General features: G+C 38.7%; 18 protein-coding genes and 1 pseudogene. 17 read left to right on the top strand and 2 right to left on the bottom strand.

Annotated elements, in window-relative coordinates; all coding sequences use genetic code 11:
- The first annotated feature begins 169 nt into the window (after positions 1 to 169).
- From J7E77_RS11400 to J7E77_RS11385, 4 genes are all read left to right on the top strand, one after another.
- A complete protein-coding gene (locus J7E77_RS11400; RefSeq protein WP_214714402.1) occupies positions 170 to 2,239 on the top strand; it encodes a bifunctional aldolase/short-chain dehydrogenase in 2,070 nt (689 codons plus the stop codon).
- Between the two features lie 391 nt (positions 2,240 to 2,630).
- On the top strand, positions 2,631 to 3,386 hold the full coding sequence (locus tag J7E77_RS11395; RefSeq protein WP_214714400.1) for a sulfatase-like hydrolase/transferase: 756 nt from the start codon (positions 2,631 to 2,633) through the stop codon (positions 3,384 to 3,386).
- 101 nt (positions 3,387 to 3,487) lie between these two features.
- Positions 3,488 to 3,880 (top strand): sulfatase-like hydrolase/transferase, encoded by a 393-nt coding sequence (locus J7E77_RS11390; protein WP_214714398.1) that lies wholly within the window; start codon positions 3,488 to 3,490, stop codon positions 3,878 to 3,880.
- A 22-nt stretch (positions 3,881 to 3,902) separates the two neighbouring features.
- Positions 3,903 to 4,253 carry a PNPOx family protein gene (locus J7E77_RS11385; protein WP_251026586.1) on the top strand — a complete coding sequence of 117 codons (351 nt, stop codon included), beginning with the start codon at positions 3,903 to 3,905 and terminating at the stop codon, positions 4,251 to 4,253.
- Positions 4,254 to 4,388: 135 nt separating this feature from the next.
- Here the strand turns inward: J7E77_RS11385 and J7E77_RS11380 are convergent, their stop codons facing one another.
- Together J7E77_RS11380 and J7E77_RS11375 are read right to left on the bottom strand one after the other, a co-directional pair.
- Positions 4,389 to 4,628, bottom strand: coding sequence for an FIMAH domain-containing protein (locus J7E77_RS11380; protein ID WP_214714394.1), 240 nt, complete (start codon positions 4,626 to 4,628; stop codon positions 4,389 to 4,391).
- Positions 4,615 to 6,939, bottom strand: coding sequence for a rhamnogalacturonan lyase (locus J7E77_RS11375; protein ID WP_214714392.1), 2,325 nt, complete (start codon positions 6,937 to 6,939; stop codon positions 4,615 to 4,617). Before J7E77_RS11375 ends, J7E77_RS11380 begins: the two co-directional genes overlap by 14 nt.
- A gap of 460 nt (positions 6,940 to 7,399) precedes the next feature.
- Between J7E77_RS11375 and bglB the strand changes: the two genes are divergently transcribed.
- From bglB to J7E77_RS11310, 13 genes and pseudogenes are all read left to right on the top strand, one after another.
- Positions 7,400 to 8,485, top strand: a complete 1,086-nt coding sequence (bglB, locus tag J7E77_RS11370) for a beta-galactosidase BglB (protein WP_214714390.1) — start codon at positions 7,400 to 7,402, stop codon at positions 8,483 to 8,485.
- Between the two features lie 19 nt (positions 8,486 to 8,504).
- A complete protein-coding gene (locus J7E77_RS11365) occupies positions 8,505 to 9,158 on the top strand; it encodes a bifunctional 4-hydroxy-2-oxoglutarate aldolase/2-dehydro-3-deoxy-phosphogluconate aldolase (RefSeq protein ID WP_214714388.1) in 654 nt (217 codons plus the stop codon).
- A complete protein-coding gene (locus tag J7E77_RS11360; RefSeq protein ID WP_214714386.1) occupies positions 9,155 to 10,168 on the top strand; it encodes a sugar kinase in 1,014 nt (337 codons plus the stop codon). The genes J7E77_RS11365 and J7E77_RS11360 overlap by 4 nt, the downstream gene beginning before the upstream one ends.
- Before the next feature lie 35 nt (positions 10,169 to 10,203).
- Positions 10,204 to 11,034 carry a 5-dehydro-4-deoxy-D-glucuronate isomerase gene (gene kduI, locus J7E77_RS11355; RefSeq protein ID WP_214714384.1) on the top strand — a complete coding sequence of 277 codons (831 nt, stop codon included), beginning with the start codon at positions 10,204 to 10,206 and terminating at the stop codon, positions 11,032 to 11,034.
- 34 nt (positions 11,035 to 11,068) lie between these two features.
- On the top strand, positions 11,069 to 11,920 hold the full coding sequence (locus J7E77_RS11350; protein ID WP_214714629.1) for a sugar phosphate isomerase/epimerase family protein: 852 nt from the start codon (positions 11,069 to 11,071) through the stop codon (positions 11,918 to 11,920).
- Between the two features lie 25 nt (positions 11,921 to 11,945).
- Entirely contained in the window at positions 11,946 to 12,701 is a 756-nt protein-coding gene (gene kduD / locus J7E77_RS11345; RefSeq protein ID WP_214714382.1) for a 2-dehydro-3-deoxy-D-gluconate 5-dehydrogenase KduD, read from the top strand.
- A 99-nt stretch (positions 12,702 to 12,800) separates the two neighbouring features.
- Complete coding sequence (locus tag J7E77_RS11340; RefSeq protein WP_214714380.1) at positions 12,801 to 14,111, top strand: Gfo/Idh/MocA family protein; 1,311 nt, start codon at positions 12,801 to 12,803, stop codon at positions 14,109 to 14,111.
- 26 nt (positions 14,112 to 14,137) lie between these two features.
- Positions 14,138 to 15,169: a glycoside hydrolase family 88/105 protein gene (locus J7E77_RS11335; protein WP_214714378.1), complete on the top strand. Its 1,032-nt coding sequence runs from the start codon at positions 14,138 to 14,140 to the stop codon at positions 15,167 to 15,169.
- A gap of 98 nt (positions 15,170 to 15,267) precedes the next feature.
- Positions 15,268 to 17,343 (top strand): glycosyl hydrolase 115 family protein, encoded by a 2,076-nt coding sequence (locus J7E77_RS11330; RefSeq protein WP_308160538.1) that lies wholly within the window; start codon positions 15,268 to 15,270, stop codon positions 17,341 to 17,343.
- Positions 17,344 to 17,348: 5 nt separating this feature from the next.
- Complete coding sequence (locus J7E77_RS11325; protein WP_214714625.1) at positions 17,349 to 18,035, top strand: rhamnogalacturonan acetylesterase; 687 nt, start codon at positions 17,349 to 17,351, stop codon at positions 18,033 to 18,035.
- A 35-nt stretch (positions 18,036 to 18,070) separates the two neighbouring features.
- Positions 18,071 to 20,042: pseudogene (locus J7E77_RS11320) on the top strand (beta-galactosidase).
- 17 nt (positions 20,043 to 20,059) lie between these two features.
- Positions 20,060 to 20,374 (top strand): L-rhamnose mutarotase, encoded by a 315-nt coding sequence (gene rhaM, locus J7E77_RS11315; RefSeq protein WP_214714376.1) that lies wholly within the window; start codon positions 20,060 to 20,062, stop codon positions 20,372 to 20,374.
- 274 nt (positions 20,375 to 20,648) lie between these two features.
- A complete protein-coding gene (locus tag J7E77_RS11310; protein WP_214714374.1) occupies positions 20,649 to 22,412 on the top strand; it encodes a cache domain-containing sensor histidine kinase in 1,764 nt (587 codons plus the stop codon).
- Positions 22,413 to 22,414 lie beyond the last annotated feature (2 nt).

The following is a 22,414-nucleotide window of genomic DNA, read 5'->3' as shown; positions in this document are numbered from 1 at the left end:
GTTTGGTTATTCATTGTGCAAGAATCCTAGAAAACAGATAAAAAAAGATATAAACGGAAATAAATAAAAAATAAAAAAATTTATTTTGTATATTCAAAAATAAACAAAAATGTTTTATAATAAAAACAGAATATAATAAACATATTAACAAACAAACGGGGGTATTCAGATGGTAAAGAATCTTTGGGATACTGAAAAGGCATCACAAGTTTTAAAAGGAGTAGAAGAATTAGTGTATCGGTCCAACTTGATTGGATCAGATCGTGCCGTATGTAACTGGGGTGGCGGCAATACATCGATGAAGACAACTGAAAAGGATTTTCGCGGTCGTGATATAGAAGTGATGTGGGTAAAGGGAAGCGGTTCCGATTTGGCAACAATGAAGGCTCATAACTTTACAGGCCTAAACCTAGAAGATATCCGTCCACTATTTGAACTTGATGAAATGACTGATGAGGATATGGTGTCCTATCTTTCACATTGCATGATTGATAGTAAACATCCAAGAGCATCGATCGAAACATTATTACATGCGTTCTTACCATATAACCATGTAGACCACACACATCCAGATGCGATTATTAGCCTATGCTGTGCTGATAATGGGAAGCAGCTTGCTGAAGAGATTTTTGGAAATCGTTTTGTTTGGGTTCCATATGTACGGCCAGGCTTTACACTTTCAAAAATGATCGCAGAAGGAGTAAGAAATAACCCAAATGCGGAGCTTGTCTTAATGGAGAAACATGGACTTGTTACGTGGGGAGAAACTTCAGAAGAGTCCTATGCCAAAACAATTGAAATTATTAATGAAGCAGAACTATATATTAATGAAAGAATTGATGAGGCAGCAGTTTTTGGCGGTCAAAAATATGAATCTCTTACCGACGAAGAAACAACTAGCATCCTAGCAAAAGTAATGCCAGTGATCCGCGGAGCAGTAAGTGATGAAAAGAAAATGCTGTTAACGTTTGACCGTGGTGAAGATGTTATTCAATTTGTAAACAGTCACCAAGCACCAGAGCTTTCTCAAGTAGGTGCGGCCTGTCCAGACCATCTTGTCCACACAAAAATGGTCCCACTTTATATCAATTGGGATCCACAAACGAAGGACGTAGAAGCCTTAATTGCTAGTGTAAAAGAAGGGATTGCCAATTTCAAAGCACAGTACAAAGAATACTTTGAGCGCAACAAAAATGAAGGCGATAAAATATTTGAACCTGCTCCACGTGTCATCCTTATTCCTGGGGTTGGTATGGTGAACTCTGGAAAGGATGTTAGCAACTCTAGAGTAAGCGGGGCATTATATCATCGTGCGATTGCTGTTATGAAAGGCTCTACTACATTAGGAAACTTCGTATCTTTAAGCGAGAATGAATCCTACAACGTTGAATATTGGCCATTAGAGCTATATAAATTAACACTTGCGCCTGCAGAGGCAGAATTTTCTAGAAAAATAGCTTTTGTTACCGGTGGTGCGGGTGGAATTGGTAGTGCAACAGCTCGTCGTCTTGTTTCTGAAGGTGCACATGTTGTGCTTGCTGACCTAAATCTGGAAGGTGCAGAAAAGGTTGCTGCTGAAATTAATGAAAAGTTCGGGGCGAATCGTGCTCTTGCCGTTAAGATGGATGTTACTAGTGAAGAGCAAGTTGTAGCAGCGTTTGACCAAACAGCACTAACATATGGCGGTGTAGACATTATTGTCAACAACGCAGGTCTTGCAACATCAAGTCCATTCGAAGAAACAACTCTCAAAGAGTGGAATCTAAATATGAATGTATTAGGTACAGGTTACTTTTTAGTTGCCCGCGAAGCATTCAAGCAAATGAAAGATCAAGCTATTGGCGGTAACATGGTATTTATCGGATCGAAAAACTCAGTGTACGCTGGCAAGAATGCAGCTGCCTACAGCTCTGTGAAAGCACTTGAAACACACTTAGCAAGATGTATTGCGGCTGAAGGCGGCGAATATGGAATTCGTGTAAACTCTGTTCTTCCAGATGCAGTACTTCAAGGTTCAGCGATTTGGGGTTCAAGATGGCGTGAAGAGCGTGCTGCAGCATATGGAATTGATCCTGATCAATTAGAAGAGCACTATCGCAAACGTACAACTCTTTTAGTTAATATCTATCCTTCAGATATCGCTGAATCAATCGCATTCTTTGCCTCATCAAAATCAGATAGAACGACTGGATGTATGTTAACAGTTGATGGCGGGGTACCTGCGGCGTTTACTAGATAAGTTAAGCAAACCAAAAAAATTAGTAAAAAGACCGTTCCATCATCATGGAACGGTCTTTATTGATATTGTTTCTACCATTTTCTCTAATTGCAGACTTATAAGACTCCGCGTTTGCGGGGTGTTTTTTTACACTAAAATGGATTTTATCGAAGGAACTTAAGGTAAAATGGTAGAACTAGCAGACTGAATTATTGGAATATATACAAGATTCGTATTACTGTAAACGATATTTTATATTTCTCTAATCAATTATACTGACCTATACTTTTAAATAAGTGAAGCGCTTACTTGATTAAAAAGATGGGGAGGTATGAACTTAAGTACCAAATGGTGAACGAGAAGAAGTTTCATAGATAGAAATATTCCATAATATTAAGGGGGAAATGAAAAATTGGTAAACAACTATACTAGTACCAAGCCTATAATGAAGGCTCTCGCCCTTGGCTCAATGCTCACCCTCACGGCCACTATGACAGCATGCAGTTCAAATATTTCATTCGCAAAAACAAGCGAAAAACCAAAAGAAAATACGAAAAAAGTTCTAAAAAACCCAACCCAATACGCAAATGGCGACAAAAAACCAAATATTGTCTATATTGTTCTGGATGATATCGGTTTCTCCGACCTCGGCACCTACGGGTCGGAAATAAAAACACCTAATATAGACAAGCTGGCTGCAGACGGACTCCGCTACAATAACTTTAACGCCACTGCACTATGTTCACCAACACGAGCCTCGCTCCTGAACGGCAGAGAAAATAATTCTGTCGGAATGGGACTTGTAGCAAATGTATCATTGGGCCCCGACCGGCCTAACCTCCAGGGAGGTGTCACTCCTGCTGCGGGAACAGTAACCAAGATATTAAAAGAAAATAGCTTTAGCACATTTGGTGTCGGAAAGTGGCACATTGCTCCTATCCATACAGTAACACCTGCAGGACCATTCGATTACTGGCCGCTGTCTAAAGGGTTCGATAGATATTATGGCTATATGGATGGCGAAACAGGCCAGTTCAAACCACAGCTGGTAAACGGAAATGAACTGATTGAAGCACCAAAGACTGAAGGATATAGCTTAGCTGATGATGTGCTAGCACATGCTAAGCAATATATTACGGATCAGGTTTCGATTCTTTTTGAATTATGACTTCAGCGCGGGTTATTCTCCAATACAGGTGCCTGAAAAATATATTGATATGTACGAAGGGGTCTATGATAAAGGCTGGGATGCCATCCGCCAGGAGCGCTTTGAGCGTCAAAAGAAATTTGGCATTATCCCATTTCCCCACGCTTGCACCTTCGGATCCAACAGTGGGGAAATGGGATAGTTTTACAGGAGATCAAAAGAAGCTTTATACACGATTTATGCAGGCATATGCTGGATACATTACACAGGCCGATGAAGAAGTCGGCAAGCTGGTCAGTTATTTGAAGGAAACGGGACAATACGAAAATACCATGATTGTTCTTTTAGGTGATAATGGCGCAGCACCAGAAGGCGGACCGAATGGTACTGACAGCTTTTTCAGTGCACTTACAGCAGGCAGAGTAGCTTCTGTAGATGACCTTATGAAAAAATATGAGCTGATTGGCGGGCCAGATATGCAGGCATTATATCCTAAAGGCTGGGCCCAGGGTTGATGAGGAAACAAAGCTTCCGCAATTGAGCGTTGTTTCATGGGTATATGCGAACCCGGACGGCACACAAATAAAGGTCGCCCTTGGTCATAAAGCATCAAGTATTAAAAATATCCAGAGAAATCCCAATGTGGTCGTCAGATTGATTGGAGGGGGAAGCTGCTATTCAGTGCGTGGCAACGCTCGCGTTTCTGAAGTAATCGAAAGGACCATGAAGCTGTGTGTGGTAACTATTGATATTGAAGAAGTGGAGAATGTTATGTTTTACGGCGGCAAGGTGACGGTTGAACCGAAATATGAAAAGACGTATAATCCCGAACTTGCCAAGAAATTAGATACAGAAGTTTACGAACTTCTAAACAACTATAATGTCTAAAAATAAAGGTAAACTCTTTAATTTAGCAGACGTCTGAATTCAATTCAGGCGTCTGTATTTTTTATATACGGAGAGCGGGGGGCAGACTCTCAGCCAAAAGGCTGCGAGTCTTTTGTAAATCTAGGAATCTAATCGTTACTCTTTTTCTAGCATATTCATGAATAATTGGGCGTTATGGGTCAAGTTGAGTTTACCTTCAGAAGATAGGTAGGTTTCATTGTTCTTCTTATTAATCTCTGCCATGAATTTCTCCATAAATTCTAATGCTTTTTGGACAGATTCTTTTTCCAAGTGGTGTTTTACTTGTTTAAGCGAGTTGTCTAACTGACTGAATAGCGGATCAGTTAACTCTTTATTTTTTCTAAGTTCTGCCATCTTGTTTTAATGCAGATAGAACACTAGGCATAATGAATTCAGGGACCGGAACCTTTGCCCAATCAGTATCACTTCCGAAGTAAAAGCTTGTATAAGAAGGCTGATTATAAGCGGTACTCTGTCTTGCTACTTCTGCCCGGTACTGAGGATCGTGCATTAACGTATATAATTTATGGTTTGTAACCTCTGTGCTCAAATAAATTCGCATCGCAGAACTATCAGTGGTCCTTACCAACAGCTCTTCGCGCCAGTCGCCAAAAATATCAGCAACTAAACTTGGGTTACCCTTTGTTCCATTATTTGTTCGTGTATCTGAAGCAGTAAGAACCTTGCCTTTCTGCCAATCGTCAATAGTAGGTGTATTATTTTCTGCACCATTGACGATTTGTGTCGTCATATCTGCGGACCACTTAATGTTCATGTTCGTACCAGGCGCTTTAGTATTAATTTGCTTACCATCTGCAGTCCATAATCCGACTGCCCAGGTTTCTAAACCAGGGTGTGAAGGATCAACATCACCAACCATACCTCGTCCTGTATCCTTTCCTGTATAGCCGCCATAAATTGTTTTTCCTGTTTTCGCGTCACGAAGTGCATATCCAAATGGAGCCGACGCTGCACCCTCATGAACCATAAAGATTTCCATTCCAGGTCGATTTGGATCAATATCTGTTACATGAAGAGCGTCCCCATGCCCAACTCTAGCAGTGGTACCCGGTGCTGCACTTTCTGCTGGCATGGTATCCATTGAGCTGTACAACAAGGAACCGTCATGATCAATGGTTGCCCCGCCATAGACAATCTCTTGTTTTCCATCACCATCAACGTCTGCTGCACTTAATGAGTGAGCCCCTTGGGTTGTGATTGAACCGTATACTGGATCTGTGCCATCTTTACCGTGCGGGCCATCGTTAAATGGATTACTCATCGGAGTCCATCCGCTGTCGACTGCCCAGTTTTCCTTTATCTTTTTACCATCCCAGCTATATGTAACCAAATTGGTTCTTGTATAATACCCTCGGCCAAATACTGCATATGGCTTCTCGCCATCCAGGTAAGCTACACTTGAAAGGAAACGGTCTACACGGTTACCTGGTTCAATTCTGGCCATCGCATAGTCGCCCCACATCAGACCATCATCATGGCGTCCCGGTTTATAGTCAATCGTATCCATTTCATCACCAGTTTCTCCATTGAAGACTGATAAATACTCAGGTCCATCAACAATAAAGCCTTCAAATGCTCTTAAATTGTTCCGGGCGCTTCTGCTTGGTGCATATACATCCATGAAATAATCCGCTAAACTTTCAGCATCCTCTTTAGATAGCGGATAGTTATATTTCTTTTCAATTCCAAAACATTCTTCAAGTGTTTTTGGCCAGTTACCCTTTACTACTTCTTCATGCTTATCCCAGTCCATAAACATATTAACGACATGATTATAATAATCTTTGCTGCTCAATCGGTAATCATCATTATTGCTATACCCAGCAGCAATGTCTTTTTTAGACATTTTAATAAACTTCTCGGAAGTTACCTTTCCTTCTTTATCAAATTTGATAACCTTTGTACCAGGAGCCGTTTTAAACATAATTTCAGACTTTCCGTCGCCATCAAAATCATATACTAAGAATTGTGTATAATGTGCACCTGACCGAATATTAACACCTAAGTCAATTCGATAAAGAAGTGTTCCATCAAACCTGTAGCAATCAATATAAGTATTGCCGGTATAGCCAACCTGTGACACATCCTTTGCATTGGAAGGATACCATTTGACAAAGAATTCATATTGTCCGTCACCGTCAACATCCCCAACGCTCATATCATTAGCCGAATAAGTATAACTTTCACCTGCTGGGGTGACACCATCGGCCGGTTTATTTAGGGGCAAATCATAATAGGCTTTTCCCCATGCCGTAACGGAAGAACTTTGATCTAATTCTTTTCCATCTAGGATAGAACTTACATAATACTTAGAAGCAGCGTTCCCTTCTTTATCAACAAAGTTGGTACTGTCATTGATCGTCGCGATCTTTTTACCATCCCGATACACATTGAAATTTACACCGGTCAATCCCGTTTCGGAGTACCCCTTCACTTCATTCCCTAACAATCTCCAACTCATAAATACACCCTGAGATGTGGGAATAGCAACTAAACCACGATCAAGATATTCTAATTGGATTCCTTGGCCTTGTTTTGTAGTTTGCTTGATCGTTTCTGCTGAAACACCTGAAAAATTTGATAACAACAGGGGTAAGGCAACAGCAGTGGCTAGAACCTTTTTTGTAATTGAATGTTTTTTCAACTTTAATTACCCTCCTTAAAAATTAATTTTCCAATAGTCGGGAACAAACAATAGCTATGATTGCGCTTACAAAAAATTATATGATCACCTCTCTTAACGAGCGCTCATGACTAATGTGGCTACCCATTCAGCTAGAATCAAGGATGTTAAAAGCACTTTTTATTATATTTCAATTATTCTAAATACTAAATTTAAAATTCAGATATTAATGATGAAAATACAGTGTACTCTTTTATCAAAAATGGCTATTTAAGTCTATTATCACGGTCTAAAAGAACCGAAGGAGTTTTTTCTCTATTAACTTGCATTAGGAAACACTGTTTTTTAATAAAAGATAACTGAATTTTAAATTTTATTTAAAAAAAGTTTAAATATAATAAAGAGTGAAAGCACTATCATAAATTCAGATGTTTACCTTATATCCCTTTGATTACGATTCAATTAAGAGGAGGTAGTTAAATTGCATAAATTCGAAATTGAGAAGAAAATTGAATTGCTTATTGAAAATCTAGTTAATTTAAATGATCCGGATGGTAAGTATGCAATTCCACTTGCAGATGGAAGAAAAATTGATAACAAAAGCTTTAACTATTGGGAATGGACAGCAGGAGTCGGTCTGTATGGAATGATGAAATATTATAAATTAACGAAAAATGAAGAAGTTTTATCAATCATCGTTAAATGGTTTGAAGATCAATTTAAAGAACCTCCAGTAGAAAAAAATGTTAACACGATGGTACAAATGTTAACGCTTGCATATTTGTATGAAGAAACAGGCAATCCTACCTACCTTCCATATTTAGAAACATGGGGTGACTGGTTGTATCATGATATGCCACGAACAAAGGATGGCGGTTTTCAGCATATTGTGTTTGGTAATGAGAATTATCAGCAATTATGGGATGACACCTTGATGATGAGCGTTCTGCCTTTAACAAAAATTGGTTTATTGTTAAATAAACCAGAATATGTTGAAGAAGCCAAGAAACAGTTCTTAATACATATTAAATATTTATTTGATAAGAAAACGGGATTATGGTTCCATGGCTGGACGTTTGAAGGAAACCATAACTTTGCTAAAGCATTATGGGGGCGTGGGAATTCATGGGTAACCATTGCGATTCCTGAGTTCTTGGATTTAGTAGAACTACCTGAAAAGGATCCGGTTCGTCAGGTGTTAATCGATACATTAGATAGACAACTAGAAGCATTACAGTTATGCCAAAATGAAAACGGTTTATGGCACACTCTCTTGCAAGACCCTGCCTCCTATTTGGAAGCCTCTTGTACAGCCGGATTTGCTTTTGGAACATTAAGATCTGTCCGTAAACGCTATGTTGATAAGAAATATATGGATATGGGATTAATGGCAATTAGAGCGGTGATTGAAAATATTAATGTAAACGGAGAATTACAAAACGTATCTGCTGGTACCGCGATGGGTGAAACACAAGAGTTTTATAAAGAAATTCCTGTTACTGCTATGCCATATGGACAATCAATGGCAATTCTTTCATTAGTAGAGTACTTATATCACAGAATATAAGAGAATGAGGGCTAAATAGATGAAAAAACTAAATGTATTAACAAGAATTTCAGATTGTGGAGTTGTGGCTGTTGTCAGAGCTGATTCAAAAGAAAAAGCAATCCAAATCTCTGAAGCATGTGTAATAGGCGGCATTGCTGGTATTGAAGTAACCTTTACCGTACAAGGTGCTGATGAAGTGATTAAAGAACTCACAGCTATTTATGGGAAAGATGGAGAAATTGTAATTGGAGCGGGAACAATTCTTGATGTAGCAACTGCACGTATTGCAATTTTAGCAGGAGCACAATTTATTGTAAGTCCATGCTTTGATGAAGAAACGGCAAAGCTTTGTAATTTATATCAAGTCCCTTACATGCCAGGATGTATGACAATAACAGAAATGAAACATGCACTTGAGCTTGGTGTGGACATTATTAAGCTTTTCCCAGGCAGTGAGTTTGGGCCAGACTTTATTAAAGCAGTTAAAGCACCTCTTCCACAAGTAAACATTATGCCTACTGGCGGTGTAAGCTTAGAAAATACAGCAGACTGGATTAAAAATGGTTGTGTCGCTGTTGGTGTTGGTGGTAATTTAGTTGCCCCGGCAAAAACAGGTGATTTTGATAAAATTACTGAAATGGCAAGGCAATATGTGAATCGAGTAAACGAGGCAAGAGAGGCATCAAGATGAAAAAAATCGTCACATTCGGTGAAATCATGCTGCGTTTATCCACTTTGACGGGCGAGAGACTCTATCAATCAAATCAGCTTACCATGACCTATGGTGGTGCGGAAGCAAATGTAGGAGTATCACTGTCTCAATTTGGATACGATGTATATTTCGTAAGTAAAGTTCCCAATAACCCGATGGGGAAAGCAGTTGAAAGACACTTAAAATCCCATTCTGTTCATACAGATTTGTTAGTAAAAGGCGGGGAACGACTAGGAACCTATTACCTCGAATCTGGTGTCGGTGAAAGAAGTGCACAAGTAACATATGACCGGAAATATTCGAGTTTTTCAAAGCTTTCAATCGATGAGCTAAACATTGATGAAATATTTCATGAGGCTGAACTTTTCCACATAACAGGAATCACTCTTGCTCTTTCAGCAAATCTAAGAGAGATTGTGCTGGCAGCTTTAAAAAGTGCTAAGATCGCAGGTGTAAAAACGAGCTTTGACTTTAATTATCGCTCATCCTTATGGAGTCAACAGGAAGCATCAGACGCTATAAAGCCACTGCTTCCATATATAGACATATGCTTTTGTGGAGAACTAGACGCTATTCATCTACTAGGGATTGAGCCTGCAGACGAAACTCTTCAACGTGAAGACAGACTAATCTATTTTTATAAAAAAATACAAGAAATGTATCCAAACTTCCAATTTATAAGTTCAACCTACCGAGATGTCCTGTCGGCATCGGCAAATAAGCTGCAAGGGAACTTCTATACAAACAACGAGCTATACCAATCGAAAATACATCATATTGATTCTATAGTAGATCGTGTGGGCGGAGGGGATGCATTTGCCGCCGGGGTTTTATATGGAATACTAGAAAACCTCGCACCACAGCGAACAATTGCTTTTGCTACAGCAGCATCAGCATTAAAGCATACCGTTTATGGTGATTGTAATGCATTTACAGCAGATGAGATTTTTCGAGTAGTAGAAAATGGTTCAGGAATAATAAATCGTTAAACATGATAGAAAACAATGGAAAAGGAGAATGCTCAATGGAAACTCGATATGCACATCATCCAGAGGATATGAAAAAGTATACTACCGAAGAATTAAGAAGAGAATTTTTAGTAGAATCACTTTTTGAAGAAGGTCAGGTACATCTAACTTACACTCATGTTGACCGAATGATTTTTGGCGGGGTTACACCCACTGATAAGGAACTAACGATTAAACTCGATAAAGAGCTTGGAGTTAATTACTTCTTAGAACGTCGTGAAATGGGGATTATTAACATTGGTGGAGATGGTTTTGTCATCCTTGACGGTGAGGAATACAATATGCAGCGTAGAGACGGATTATATGTTGGTAAAGGAATCAAAGAGGTGTTATTCCGTTCGGTTGACCCTAACAATCCTGCGAAATTTTATATTAACTCAACCCCTGCACATCATAAATATCCGACCGTAAAAATCGACATAAACGAAATTACACCTTTAGAAGCAGGTGCCCCAGGAACACTGAATGAACGTAAAATCTATCAATATGTCCACCCGAATGTCTGTGAAAGCTGTCAGCTGCAAATGGGGCTAACGATGCTTTCGCCTGGGAGTGTTTGGAATACCATGCCTTGTCATACCCATGAACGGAGGATGGAAGTATACCTATACTTTGATATGGAGCCAGAAACTCGTGTATTCCATTTTATGGGGAAACCAGACGAAACTAGGCATTTGATCATGAAAAATGAGCAGGCTGCTATTTCACCAAGTTGGTCAATCCATACAGGAACAGCCACAAGTAATTATACTTTTATCTGGGGAATGTGCGGTGAAAATATTACTTATACAGATATGGACCATGTAAAAATGGAAGAATTACGATAATACAATACCTAGTTTAAAATAGATAGGTGAGGTGATCCATTTGAATATTGGCATAAGAGCCCATGATATTGAAAACCGTCCATTAGAAGAATTAGTGGAAGAAATTGCTAGTAAAGGGCTCACATCTGTCCAGTTAGCCTTAAGTAAATCAATAGGAACTATTAATACCGAATTAGGTAGTTTAAGTCCAGGTTTAGCCAGCTATATTGGCAAAGAATTCTCGAAACATCATATTCAAATTGCTGTGTTAGGATGCTATTTCAATATGATTCATCCGGACCAAGTTGAAAGAAGAAAAGGAATAGAGCGATTCAAAGAGCATATCCGTTATGCAAGGGATTTTGGCTGCAGCATTGTTGCAACCGAAACAGGTAATGTAAACGCTGAAATCTACTATACCGAAGAAAACTTCAAAGAAGAACCTTTTTTAGAAGTAATTGAAAGTGTCCGGGAGCTCGTACAAGAAGCAGAAAGGTTTGGTGTTATTGTTGGAATCGAACCAGGGGTGAACCACCCTGTCTATTCTCCAAAGGTAATGAGAAGATTGTTAGATACCATCGATTCTAATAATCTTCAAGTGATTCTAGATCCAGTAAATCTCCTAACGATGGATACGTACAAAAATCAAGAAGAGATTTTACAGGAAGCAATGGAGTTATTGGGTGACAGGGTAGTAGTTCTACATGCGAAGGATTTTATCGTCGAAGATAACCAGTTAATACCTACTGCGGTGGGTAAGGGACTTTTAAACTATGATTTCATTTTAAATATGATTAATAAGAAGAAACCATTTATCAATATCTTATTAGAAGAAACAAAAGAACCCTATATTGACGAAAGTATCGCTTTCCTCAACGACAAGTTTAACACATTCATTAAAAAATAAGATTAGCAGGGAAGGGGAGAAAGTCTTGACATCACTTTTTTCATTAGAAGGAAAGGTTGCTTTAATTACCGGGGCTAGCCGTGGTCTCGGGCAAGGCATGGCAGTGGGGTTAGCCGAGGCAGGGGCTGTTGTAATCGGTGCAGGCATGAGTGATATGTCAGCTACCCGAAACCAAATAGAATCAATCGGTGGAATTTTTCATGCATTAAAAGTAGATTTATCAAAACAAGGTGCTGCAACTCAATTGGTCGCAGATGCCTTGTCTATAACAGATCGTATCGATATTTTAGTAAACAATGCAGGAATTATTCGAAGGGCCGAAGCAGAAAACTATTCAGATGAGGACTGGCTGGATGTGATAAATGTGAATCAAAATGCCGTTTTTCAAATCTGCCGCCAAGCGGGCAAACATATGATTGAAAAAGGTTCTGGCAAAATCATTAACATTGCATCCATGCTCTCATTTCAAGGCGGGGTAAGAGTTCCGGCTTATACTGCTAGTAAGCATGCCGTAGCCGGCCTAACCAAATCGTTTGCGAATGAATGGGCAGGCAAGGGGGTTAATATTAACGCCATTGCACCAGGGTATTTTGCAACAGATAATACTGCACCTATCAGAGAAAATGCAGACCGAAATGCCTCTATTACAGCAAGAATTCCTCAAGGACGCTGGGGAACTCCAGAGGATTTAAAGGGAGCTGTTATTTTCTTATCTTCAGATGCTGCTAACTATGTAAATGGACATATTCTAGCAGTTGATGGTGGATGGTTAAGTTCCTAAGAACGAAATGAATAGATAAAAAGCTGCCCATTAAAGTGATGGTGAACTGTAATGGGAGTTTTTTAACATTATCTTCTTAATTAATAGGGGGGAAGAACAATGAATAAAGTTGTCGTTTGTGGATTAAGTAATAGAGCATTAGGAATGTTTATTAATTCAATCCTTCATCAGTTTGGTTCAAATAACCAAATTGTAGGAGTACTAGACAGTGATCCACGAAGAATCGAGATTTGCAAGAATAGTTTTGCAGAATTAAAAACGGTTCCCTCTTATCATCCAGATCAATTCCAACAAATGATAGAAGAAACAAATCCAGACACCGTGATTGTAACCAGCAGAGATGATACCCATATTCATTATATATTACAAGGCTTAGAGAATAACTTGACTGTTATTACAGAAAAGCCAATGGTCACGAAAGCAGAGGATGCAAGAAGAGTAGTAGAAGCGGAAAAGATGAGTAATGGAAAAGTAATCGTTGCGTTTAACTATCGTTACAACCCGTTTCACCGAAAAATAAAAGAACTAATTCTAGAAGGAAAAATAGGCAGAGTAACTTCTGTTGACTTAAATTGGTATATTGATACCTATCATGGCGCCAGCTACTTCAAAAGATGGAACCGTAATCGGAATTTTTCAGGCGGGTTATCGATTCATAAATCGACCCACCATTTTGACTTAGTGAATTGGTGGCTAGATCAGAAACCAGAAGAAGTGTTTGCATATGGTGCATTAAATTACTTTGGGAAAGATGGAGAATTTAATCCAAGCAAAACGGACAACCGTTACTGTAGTACATGCGAAGAAAAACACTTGTGTCAATACTATATGCGCTGGTCCAATCGCCGAAACAATATAAAAATTAAAGATGACCATATTAAAGCTGATAGCATCGAAAAATCGGCACATAACTATACCGATTATCGTCCCGATTCCTGTATCTTTGACCATGAAATTGAAATCGAAGATACGTATGTTGCCACTGTTAAGTATGATAAAGGTTCATTCTTAAGCTATTCCGTAAATTTCTCGCTTCCTTATGAAGGGTACCGTTTAGCGATTAACGGTACCAAAGGAAGAATTGAAACAACTGAATTCCATGAACCAAGCCGGATTCCATTTTCCATTCCGGAACAAACGATTGAGTTCTATCCGCTATTTGGCGGGGCAAAAGAGACAATTCATGTTCTCCAAACAGGAGGCGGACACGGTGGGGGAGATCCTGTATTGTTGGAAGATCTCTTCTTAGGGGTAGATCAGGCTCGCCCTTACCCAATTTTAGCAGGTGCAGAAGCAGGCGCATACTCAATCGCTGTTGGTGAAGGTGTTTGGCGTTCCGTTAAAGAAAATAAACCAATTAAGATCAGTGATTTATTGGAAAGTAGCGTAGACCTTTCTTTAACAAGATAGCATTGACCATACAAAGGAGGATAAGGATGCCACAATTAGTACTTGAGGAAAACAAGGTTTGTCAGGCAATTGACCGTGTTGTCGAAAGGACCTTCAATATGGATTTCAATTGGGATTGGCCAGGAGGAGTGGCCTTTTTTGGTGTAGCCGAAGCATATGAAGCAACCGGTGAAATAAGGTATCTTCAATATATTAAAGATTGGGTAGACGCAGAATTAGAAGATGGGCTTCCAAGGTTAACCGTAAATGCTTCTTCCATTGGTCATACCCTTTTAACTTTGTACAAAGCAACAAATGAAGAAAAGTATATTGAATTTGCGATTCAAATGGCAGACTACTTACTTAACGATGCCGAGCGCTTTGCAGATGGTGTCCTGCAGCATACTGTCAATGGAAGCAAATATCAATTTCCGGAACAAGCATGGGTCGACACCATGTTTATGGCTGGATATTTTCTGTTGAGAATAGGCAATATGTTGGAGAGAGAAGATTATTTCAACTTTGGATTGAAGCAATACCATGGTCATGAAGAGTTTCTCCAGGATGACATGACAAACCTTTATTACCATGGCTGGGATAATCTCGGACAAAACCATATGTCAGGAATTTTTTGGGCTAGAGGAAACAGCTGGGCAGCGTACACCATGGCGCGGGCACTTGAACTGATTGAGGTTCAGCATCCGTCTTTTATGATTATTCAAGGGTCGTTACGTGATCAGTTAAGTGCTTTAATTCGCTTACAATCAGACACTGGTCTTTGGCATACGATTGTTGACGACCCTACTTCTTATCTTGAAACCTCGGGTTCAGCCGGAATCGCCGCTGCCTTGTTAACAAGTGGGAAATTGTATAACAAATATATCCAGCGATCGATTGAAGGAATCCTTGGTCAAATAAGAGAAGATGGTTCCGTGATGGGTGTATCTGCAGGTACGGCTGTCATGTATGATGCCAACGGTTACAAAGAAGTTCCTTATAAACGAGTACAAGGATGGGGACAAGGGCTAGTTCTAGCCTTCTTATCACTACTTTTAAAAAGAGAAAATAAAAAATTGTAAATCTATAAACCTGTGGAATGTTGTAAGCTTCCACAGGTTCTTTTGAATCAATAGATTCTTTGTCTGCTAGGGTAAGGTTTTAAAAAGGAGGAGTAAAAGTGAAGCCTTCATATGTGGTGATAGATGCTCATTCAATCTTTTCAGTACCAGAAAAAATATCAACTCCAGTCAAGCATGCAGTAGATATGATTAGCAGAGATCATCATAAGGTATTTGGAAGACCCCCAATAGTTAAAACCCTTGGAAAAACCGATATTGTGATTAGATATGCGGTAACGGCAGAAGAATGTCCTGCTAAACCAGAAGCTTTTAGCTTTCGTTTTGAGGAAAATGACGGAAAATGGTCATTGCATATTATCGGTTATGACGATTTAGGAATCATCTATGGTTTGCTGCATTACAGTCACCAATATTTAGAAGTAGACCCTTTTTGGTTTTGGGCGGATATTCCTGTTAAACCAAAAACGAACATACATATTCCAACGGTTAAATTTGATTCCTGGGAAAAGAAAGTAAAATACCGTGGCTGGTTTGTGAATGATGAAGTTTGTCTCATCGGGTGGAAGGAAGAATACCCTCCAACGAAAGAGGTATGGCATCCCGTCTTTGAAGCATTATTACGATGCGGGGGTAATATGGTCATCCCAGGCACGGATCTCCCAAGACATGGGATTCATGCAGATTTAGCCTCTGAAATGGGTTTGTGGGTGACCCATCATCACGCTGAACCTCTTGGTGCTGAAATGTTCTTAAGGGCATTTCCTGGTAAAAAACCAAGCTATAAGGAACATCCAGAGTTATTTGAGTCACTATGGGAAGAAGCCATTAAGAAGCAGAAAAATGGCAAAATTGTCTGGGTGTTATCATTCAGTGGGCAAGGGGATGCGCCTTTTTGGTTGTATGATCCAGAATTTGATACTCCTAAAAAACGAGGCAGGATGATTTCTCAAGTGGTCAGACGGCAATATGAAATGGTATGCCAATCAGTAGAACAGCCTGTTTGTTCCATGGCTCTATATGGAGAAATTGCTGAATTATACAAAGCGGGTCATATCGATGTACCTGATGGAATCATTAAGATTTGGGCAGATAATGGCTATGGTAGAATGGTGTCCCGGAGACAAGGGAATGAAAACTACCGAATCCCTGCTTTGCCAACTCCTGATGATTCCGGAGAGCATGGAATTTACTATCATATTACGTTCCATGACCTGCAGGCGTCTAATCACTTGACCATGTCTCCATGTCCTCCAGAACTGTTAAAGGAGGAAGTAGAAAAGGCATTTGAAGCCGGTACTTTTTCATATTTACTGCTAAACAGCGGTAATATTCGTCCCCATCTTTATCCATTAGATATGGTCAGGGAATTATGGAGTAATGGTAAGGTAGAGGTAGAAGAACATTTACAGGTGTTTATTAGCCGCCTATATACATCGAAAACGAAAGATATTTCGCAGCTTTACAAAAGCTATTTCGAAAAGACGATTAAGTATGGTCCCCATGCTGATGACAGAGCAGGTGAAGAATTTTATCACCATCCGGTCAGACGAATCATTGGGCACTGGCTGCAAGGAAAAACAAATACGCATGAACCAAAGCTGTTCTGGGCCACAGGTGAGGTTCCTTTTTCAGAACAAGTTTGTTGGTTTAAAGAAAAGTGTGAAACAGCAGTCCATGGTTGGGAGCAGTTGTTAGAACAATGTTATGAATTATCGAATCAGTTGTTAGAACAAGATCGGATTCGTTTCTATGACCAGTTTATTATACACGTCGAATTACATGTTTCAGGTTGTAAGGGATTTATAGCGTTATGCAACGCCTATCTTTCTTATAGTAAAGAGGAATATCCACTTGCATTTGTTCAGTTATACCAGTCAATTAGCGCTTATAAGAACGGTCAGCTTGCATTAAAGCGTGCTGGGCATGGGAAGTGGGAGAACTTTTATCGTGCTGATTGGTTAACCAACATAGAAAGTACTATTTATTCTCTAGACACAGCTCGAAAATTTGTCCGAATGCATGGCGATAGCCCGGAATTCTTTTTATGGTACAAGGAATATTTAATGCCAGAAACAGAAAAACACATTTATCTAGAAAATACCCATCGAAATCCATTATCGGATGATGAATTAGCAAAAAGGCTTGAAGGAAAATTTTTCGATAAGGTGGAATAGACGTGATAAGTAATTCAACTTCCAAACCTATTCATATTTTTTTGGCGGGAGACTCCACTGTGGCGAGTTGTCCGCGGAATGAGGCGCCAATGGCCGGCTGGGGGCAAGTATTTCAACTTTTTTTTACGGACAAAATTAAAGTTCATAACTTTGCAAAAGGTGGAGCAAGTACCAATACCTTTATTGAACAAGGGTATTTAGATATCATACTTGATTTCATCCAGCCAAACGATTACCTGTTTATTCAATTTGACCATAACGACCAAAAATCATTTGGTACCCAGCCATTTACAACCTATCAGTCATACTTGACTGAATATGTAATTGGTGCACGCGAGAAGGGTGCAATTCCAATCTTAGTTACTTCTGTTCACCGCAGAAATTTCGATGAGCAGGGCCGATTAGTAAATACTCTCGGAGACTATCCAAGCGCAATGATTCAGTTAGCGGAAACACTTGACGTACAACTTATCAATTTATGGGAAAAAACAGATAAGCTTTATCAAACATTAGGTCCCGAAGCGTCAAAGCAATTGTTCACGTGGTTTGCTCCTAATGAATATCCAAATTATCTTGAGGGGATTCAGGATAACACTCACTTTTGTGAGCACGGAGCAGAGGAAGTCGGCAAACTCGTAATAGAAGGAATAAAAGAATTACAGCTACCGATTGTTACTTTTATTAAAGAGTAGATATATACCCTTAAAACTAAGACGAGGTGATAAATGTGGGCAAAAAATTATATCATGGAGCAGCCTATTATCCAGAGCTTTGGGATGAAAAGGTAATTGAAGAAGATATCAGGCTAATGAAACAAACAGGCATTAATGTTGTCAGAATGGGAGAATTTGCTTGGTCAACAATGGAGCTAGAAGAAGGGAAGTTTGAGCTGAGCTTTTTTGTTAACATCATCGAAAGACTTTATGAAAATGGCATTGAAACAATGATGTGTACACCGACGCCCACCCCTCCGATTTGGTTCACCTATGGGCATCCAGATCGTATGTATGTTGATCGTGATGGCAAGGTGATGGGACATGGGTCCCGGCAGCATGCTTGTACGAATCATCCATATTTTCGAGAAAGAGCAGGGCTCATAACTGAAAATCTAGCAAAAGCAGTAGGATCCCTGCCTGGTGTAATAGGATGGCAGATCGATAATGAGTTTAAATGTCACGTTAGCGAATGTATGTGTAATACCTGTAAAGAACAATGGCATCTTTGGTTAAAGAATCGTTATGAAACCATAGAAAACCTAAATGATGCATGGGGTACTAAGATTTGGAGTGAATATTATCATAGCTTTGAACAGGTACCGCAGCCGGGCCCTGTCCCTTTTTTACACAACGATGTACCAAATCTTTTCAATGGAGAAAATTGCTGAGTTTTCCGATGAACAGGCAGAAATCATTAGAAAATTTTCTGGTGCACCTATTACTCATAACAGCTCTGTCTTTTTTAGTGTTGACAATGAAAGACTTTACAATAACTTAGATTTTGCATCGTTCGATACGTATGCAACGATTGATAATTTTGCCAATTATTTAATTAACAATGATTTGTGGAGAAACTTTAAAAAAGGTAAAAATTTCTGGGTAATGGAGACCAGTCCATCCTATGCCGCGTCATTAGAAAGCTACGCCAGTCCTCATCCAAATGGTTATTTAAAAGCGGAAGCAGTAGCTGCATATGCATTAGGTGCCGAAGCGTTTTGTTATTGGTTGTGGAGACAGCAGCGTGCAGGCTGCGAACTGCCGCATGGATCAGTCTTAAGTGCATGGGGAAAACCTACAGTGGGCTATGCGAATGTGTTAGAAGTAGAAGATATAAGAAAAGAAATTGAACAGATTATATTATCGACTGAACCTACACAAGCAGAATTGGCGATTACTTATTCTGATCGGGGCAAGGCATTCTTAAAAACCGAGCCGCATCGAGATTTAAATCATCGTGCATTAATAACAGATTTTTATAAACGTATTTTATCGATGGGGATTCATCGTGATGTAATACCTGAAGGAGCAAGTTTAGACGGTTATAAACTATTGTTCACCCCGTTTATTCAATATTTATCTTCTGACTACATTGCACGCGCAAAACAGTTTGTAAAAAATGGTGGAATTTGGATTGCCGGACCATTAACAGGCGGACGGACAGAAAATCATACGGTGCATACGGACCGAGCATTAGGAGAACTAGAGAAACTTGCTGGTGTAGAAGTGTTATACACCTACCCGATGGATGATACAGGAACCATTGGTCGTGCTTTTGATATTTCTGCCCCATTAGGACTATGGAGCTCCGTCTTTGAAGCAGATTCCAAAAGTGCAGTTGGAATAATTGAAGAGGGACTTTCTAAAGGCAAAGCCTTTATCACAGAGCATCCGCTTGGAGCAGGAAAAATTGTCATGCTTGGGTCATTGCCATTAGGAGACGCAGGAGATTTACTGCTTCAGCAACTAGTAGAATACTATTCACAAGAAGCAAGGCTTACATTGAGAACAGATGTATCTATGGGTACAATCGTTGCTCCCAGGCAGGGTGATGGTTACACAGTTTGGTTTATTATTAACATGGACGGTAATGGTGGTTCAGTAACAATACCTCAAAATGCTTTTAACTTGCAGACTAATACTGCAATTGAACCAGGAAAACTTGAAATAGGCAGATTTGACTATAAAATGATTAGATTTAATTAATGAAGGAGGAATTATGAATGATTCGAAAAGCTTCTATTATGAAATTGTTTCCTGGATTTCAGGAGGAATATAAAAAGCGCCATGACGAGCTATGGCCAAAAATGGTTACCGAGTTAAAAAATCATGGAGCCCATCATTATTCCATTTATCTAGATGATAATACGAATAACCTGTTTGCATATGTTGAGATTGAGAGCGAGGAAAAGTGGAATAAGATGGCTCAAACAGAAATTTGTCAAAAATGGTGGGCTTATATGAAGGATATTATGGAAACAAACCCAGATAATAGCCCTGTTTCATTAGAACTGAAGCAAGTATTTTATTTAGAGTAATAGGTTATAAGCCGCAAAAACTTGATGATGGATAAACGCTAATGAGTCCTCAAATTTCGAGGGCTTTTTTAGTTCTGCCAAGAGATTAATAGTTTACTTGTACGTACCAAATAAAATATTCCTATGAAAAACATTAGTTAAATGTTAAAATTTAATTAATTTTATACGGACAAGTTTAGTAAAAATTATTTTTTTAATTTACTTAATTGACTACGCTTACATCTGAAAATCGGTACTTAATTATTAAAATTAACCAATTGGAGAATAACCCTAAATGAAGAAGATACTTCATAGACTAAAGAAACAGTACCACAATTTAAAAATTAAATACAAACTTTTCTTACTAGTGTCATGGATTATGGTTATTTCATTTTCTTTTACTTTTTTCGGATTAACGTATGCTTTTCATATTTACGATGAACAGATTTATAGTAAGTCGTCACAAGTTTTAAGTACATCCTCTAATAGTATTGAGAGTGAATTGAAAAATTTAGAGGAACTGACCTATAATATTTTGACCGATTCCCAAATTCAACAATATTTATCTTCGATTAGTGAAGATAGTACCGAATATGATAAATTTCGTCTGCGTACGAACATGTTGGATAAACTGCTAAGCTATGCGAACAAGGAAGAATATATTCAATCTATTAATTTAGTTGATGTAAAAGGAGAAGAGTACGTCGTAGGACCAAGGACAGTTAAACTAACTCAACATCAAAAAGCAAATATTACCAAGATGACAATAAAGGCTAATGGCAGTAATGTTTGGTTAAATCCAGAGAAAAATGATTATATATTTGCTACAGCAAGAGAAATAAGACAGTTTCGAAACTTAAGCTTTGACAATCTAGGAACAATCATTATTTATATCAATATGGATAAACTTGTCGCGCATATTTTAGAGGGATCAAGAAAAATTGATGGTGAATTCTTAATTGTTAGAGATAACAATCCTATTTTCCCGAAAGAAACAAATCCTCCGTTAAAAGAAGCAGCGACATCCTTAGATTCTCACAAAATAGAATCAGGCTATCAAATAAAAAAAATTGATAATAAAAACTATTTCCTTGTCCACATTAAGTCCACCTACTTTGATTGGGGCTACTTGAATGTTATCCCCTTTAATCAAATCTTTGAGAATATAAATATGGTTAAAACATTCTTAATCATGATATTTATCCTAATGTTCGTTGGCGTAACAATTTTAGGTATACGCTTTGCCAGGGACATTACAATTCCTTTGGAGAATCTTGTAGATGGAATGCAATATGTAAAAGTCGGTGATTTTAAGGAAGCAAGAAAGAGAGTACTTAAAACAGCTATATCGCAAGAGGACGAGGTTGGTAAACTTCAACAAAATTTCCAGACAATGATCCAACAAATCGATGAATTAATTAATGAAAATTACTCAAAACAACTTACGATTAAAGAAACAGAGTTTAAGGCACTGCAAGCCCAAATTAATCCTCATTTTTTATACAATACGTTAGAATCCATCAATTGGTTAGCAAAAGGCAATGGCCAGACACAAATTTCCAAGATGGTAGAATCACTGGGGTTTTTGCTGCGTAATTCAATTAGCTTAAAACAACCACTGATCACCATTGAGGAAGAGCTTAATATCGTAAAAAATTATGTGATTATTCAGAAATATAGATTTGAAGAAAGATTGGATTTTCACATGATGGTCGATTCAGATATTTATGGGTTCTATATTCCGAAGCTAACGTTGCAGCCTATTATCGAAAACGCCATTCATTATGCACTAGAGCCAAAGATTGATCCTTGTAAAATTAGTATTTATTCGGTAATAAATCAAGAAACGATCAAACTAATTGTAGAAGATGATGGGCCCGGAATGGAGTCTGCCTTTATAGAAAAATTAAAAAGAGGCGAAGTGGAAACCCGTGGACAAGGGGTGGGCTTATCAAATATTAATGACAGAATTAAGCTGTCTTATGGGGATAAATATGAAGTAAGTATTGAAAGCGAACCCAATAAAGGAACGAAAGTTATTAAACTGTACCCGTTGTAAAG

It is taken from the genome of Bacillus sp. ISL-77, from assembly GCF_018613105.1.
This window is presented reverse-complemented; position numbering and strand designations above follow the sequence as displayed.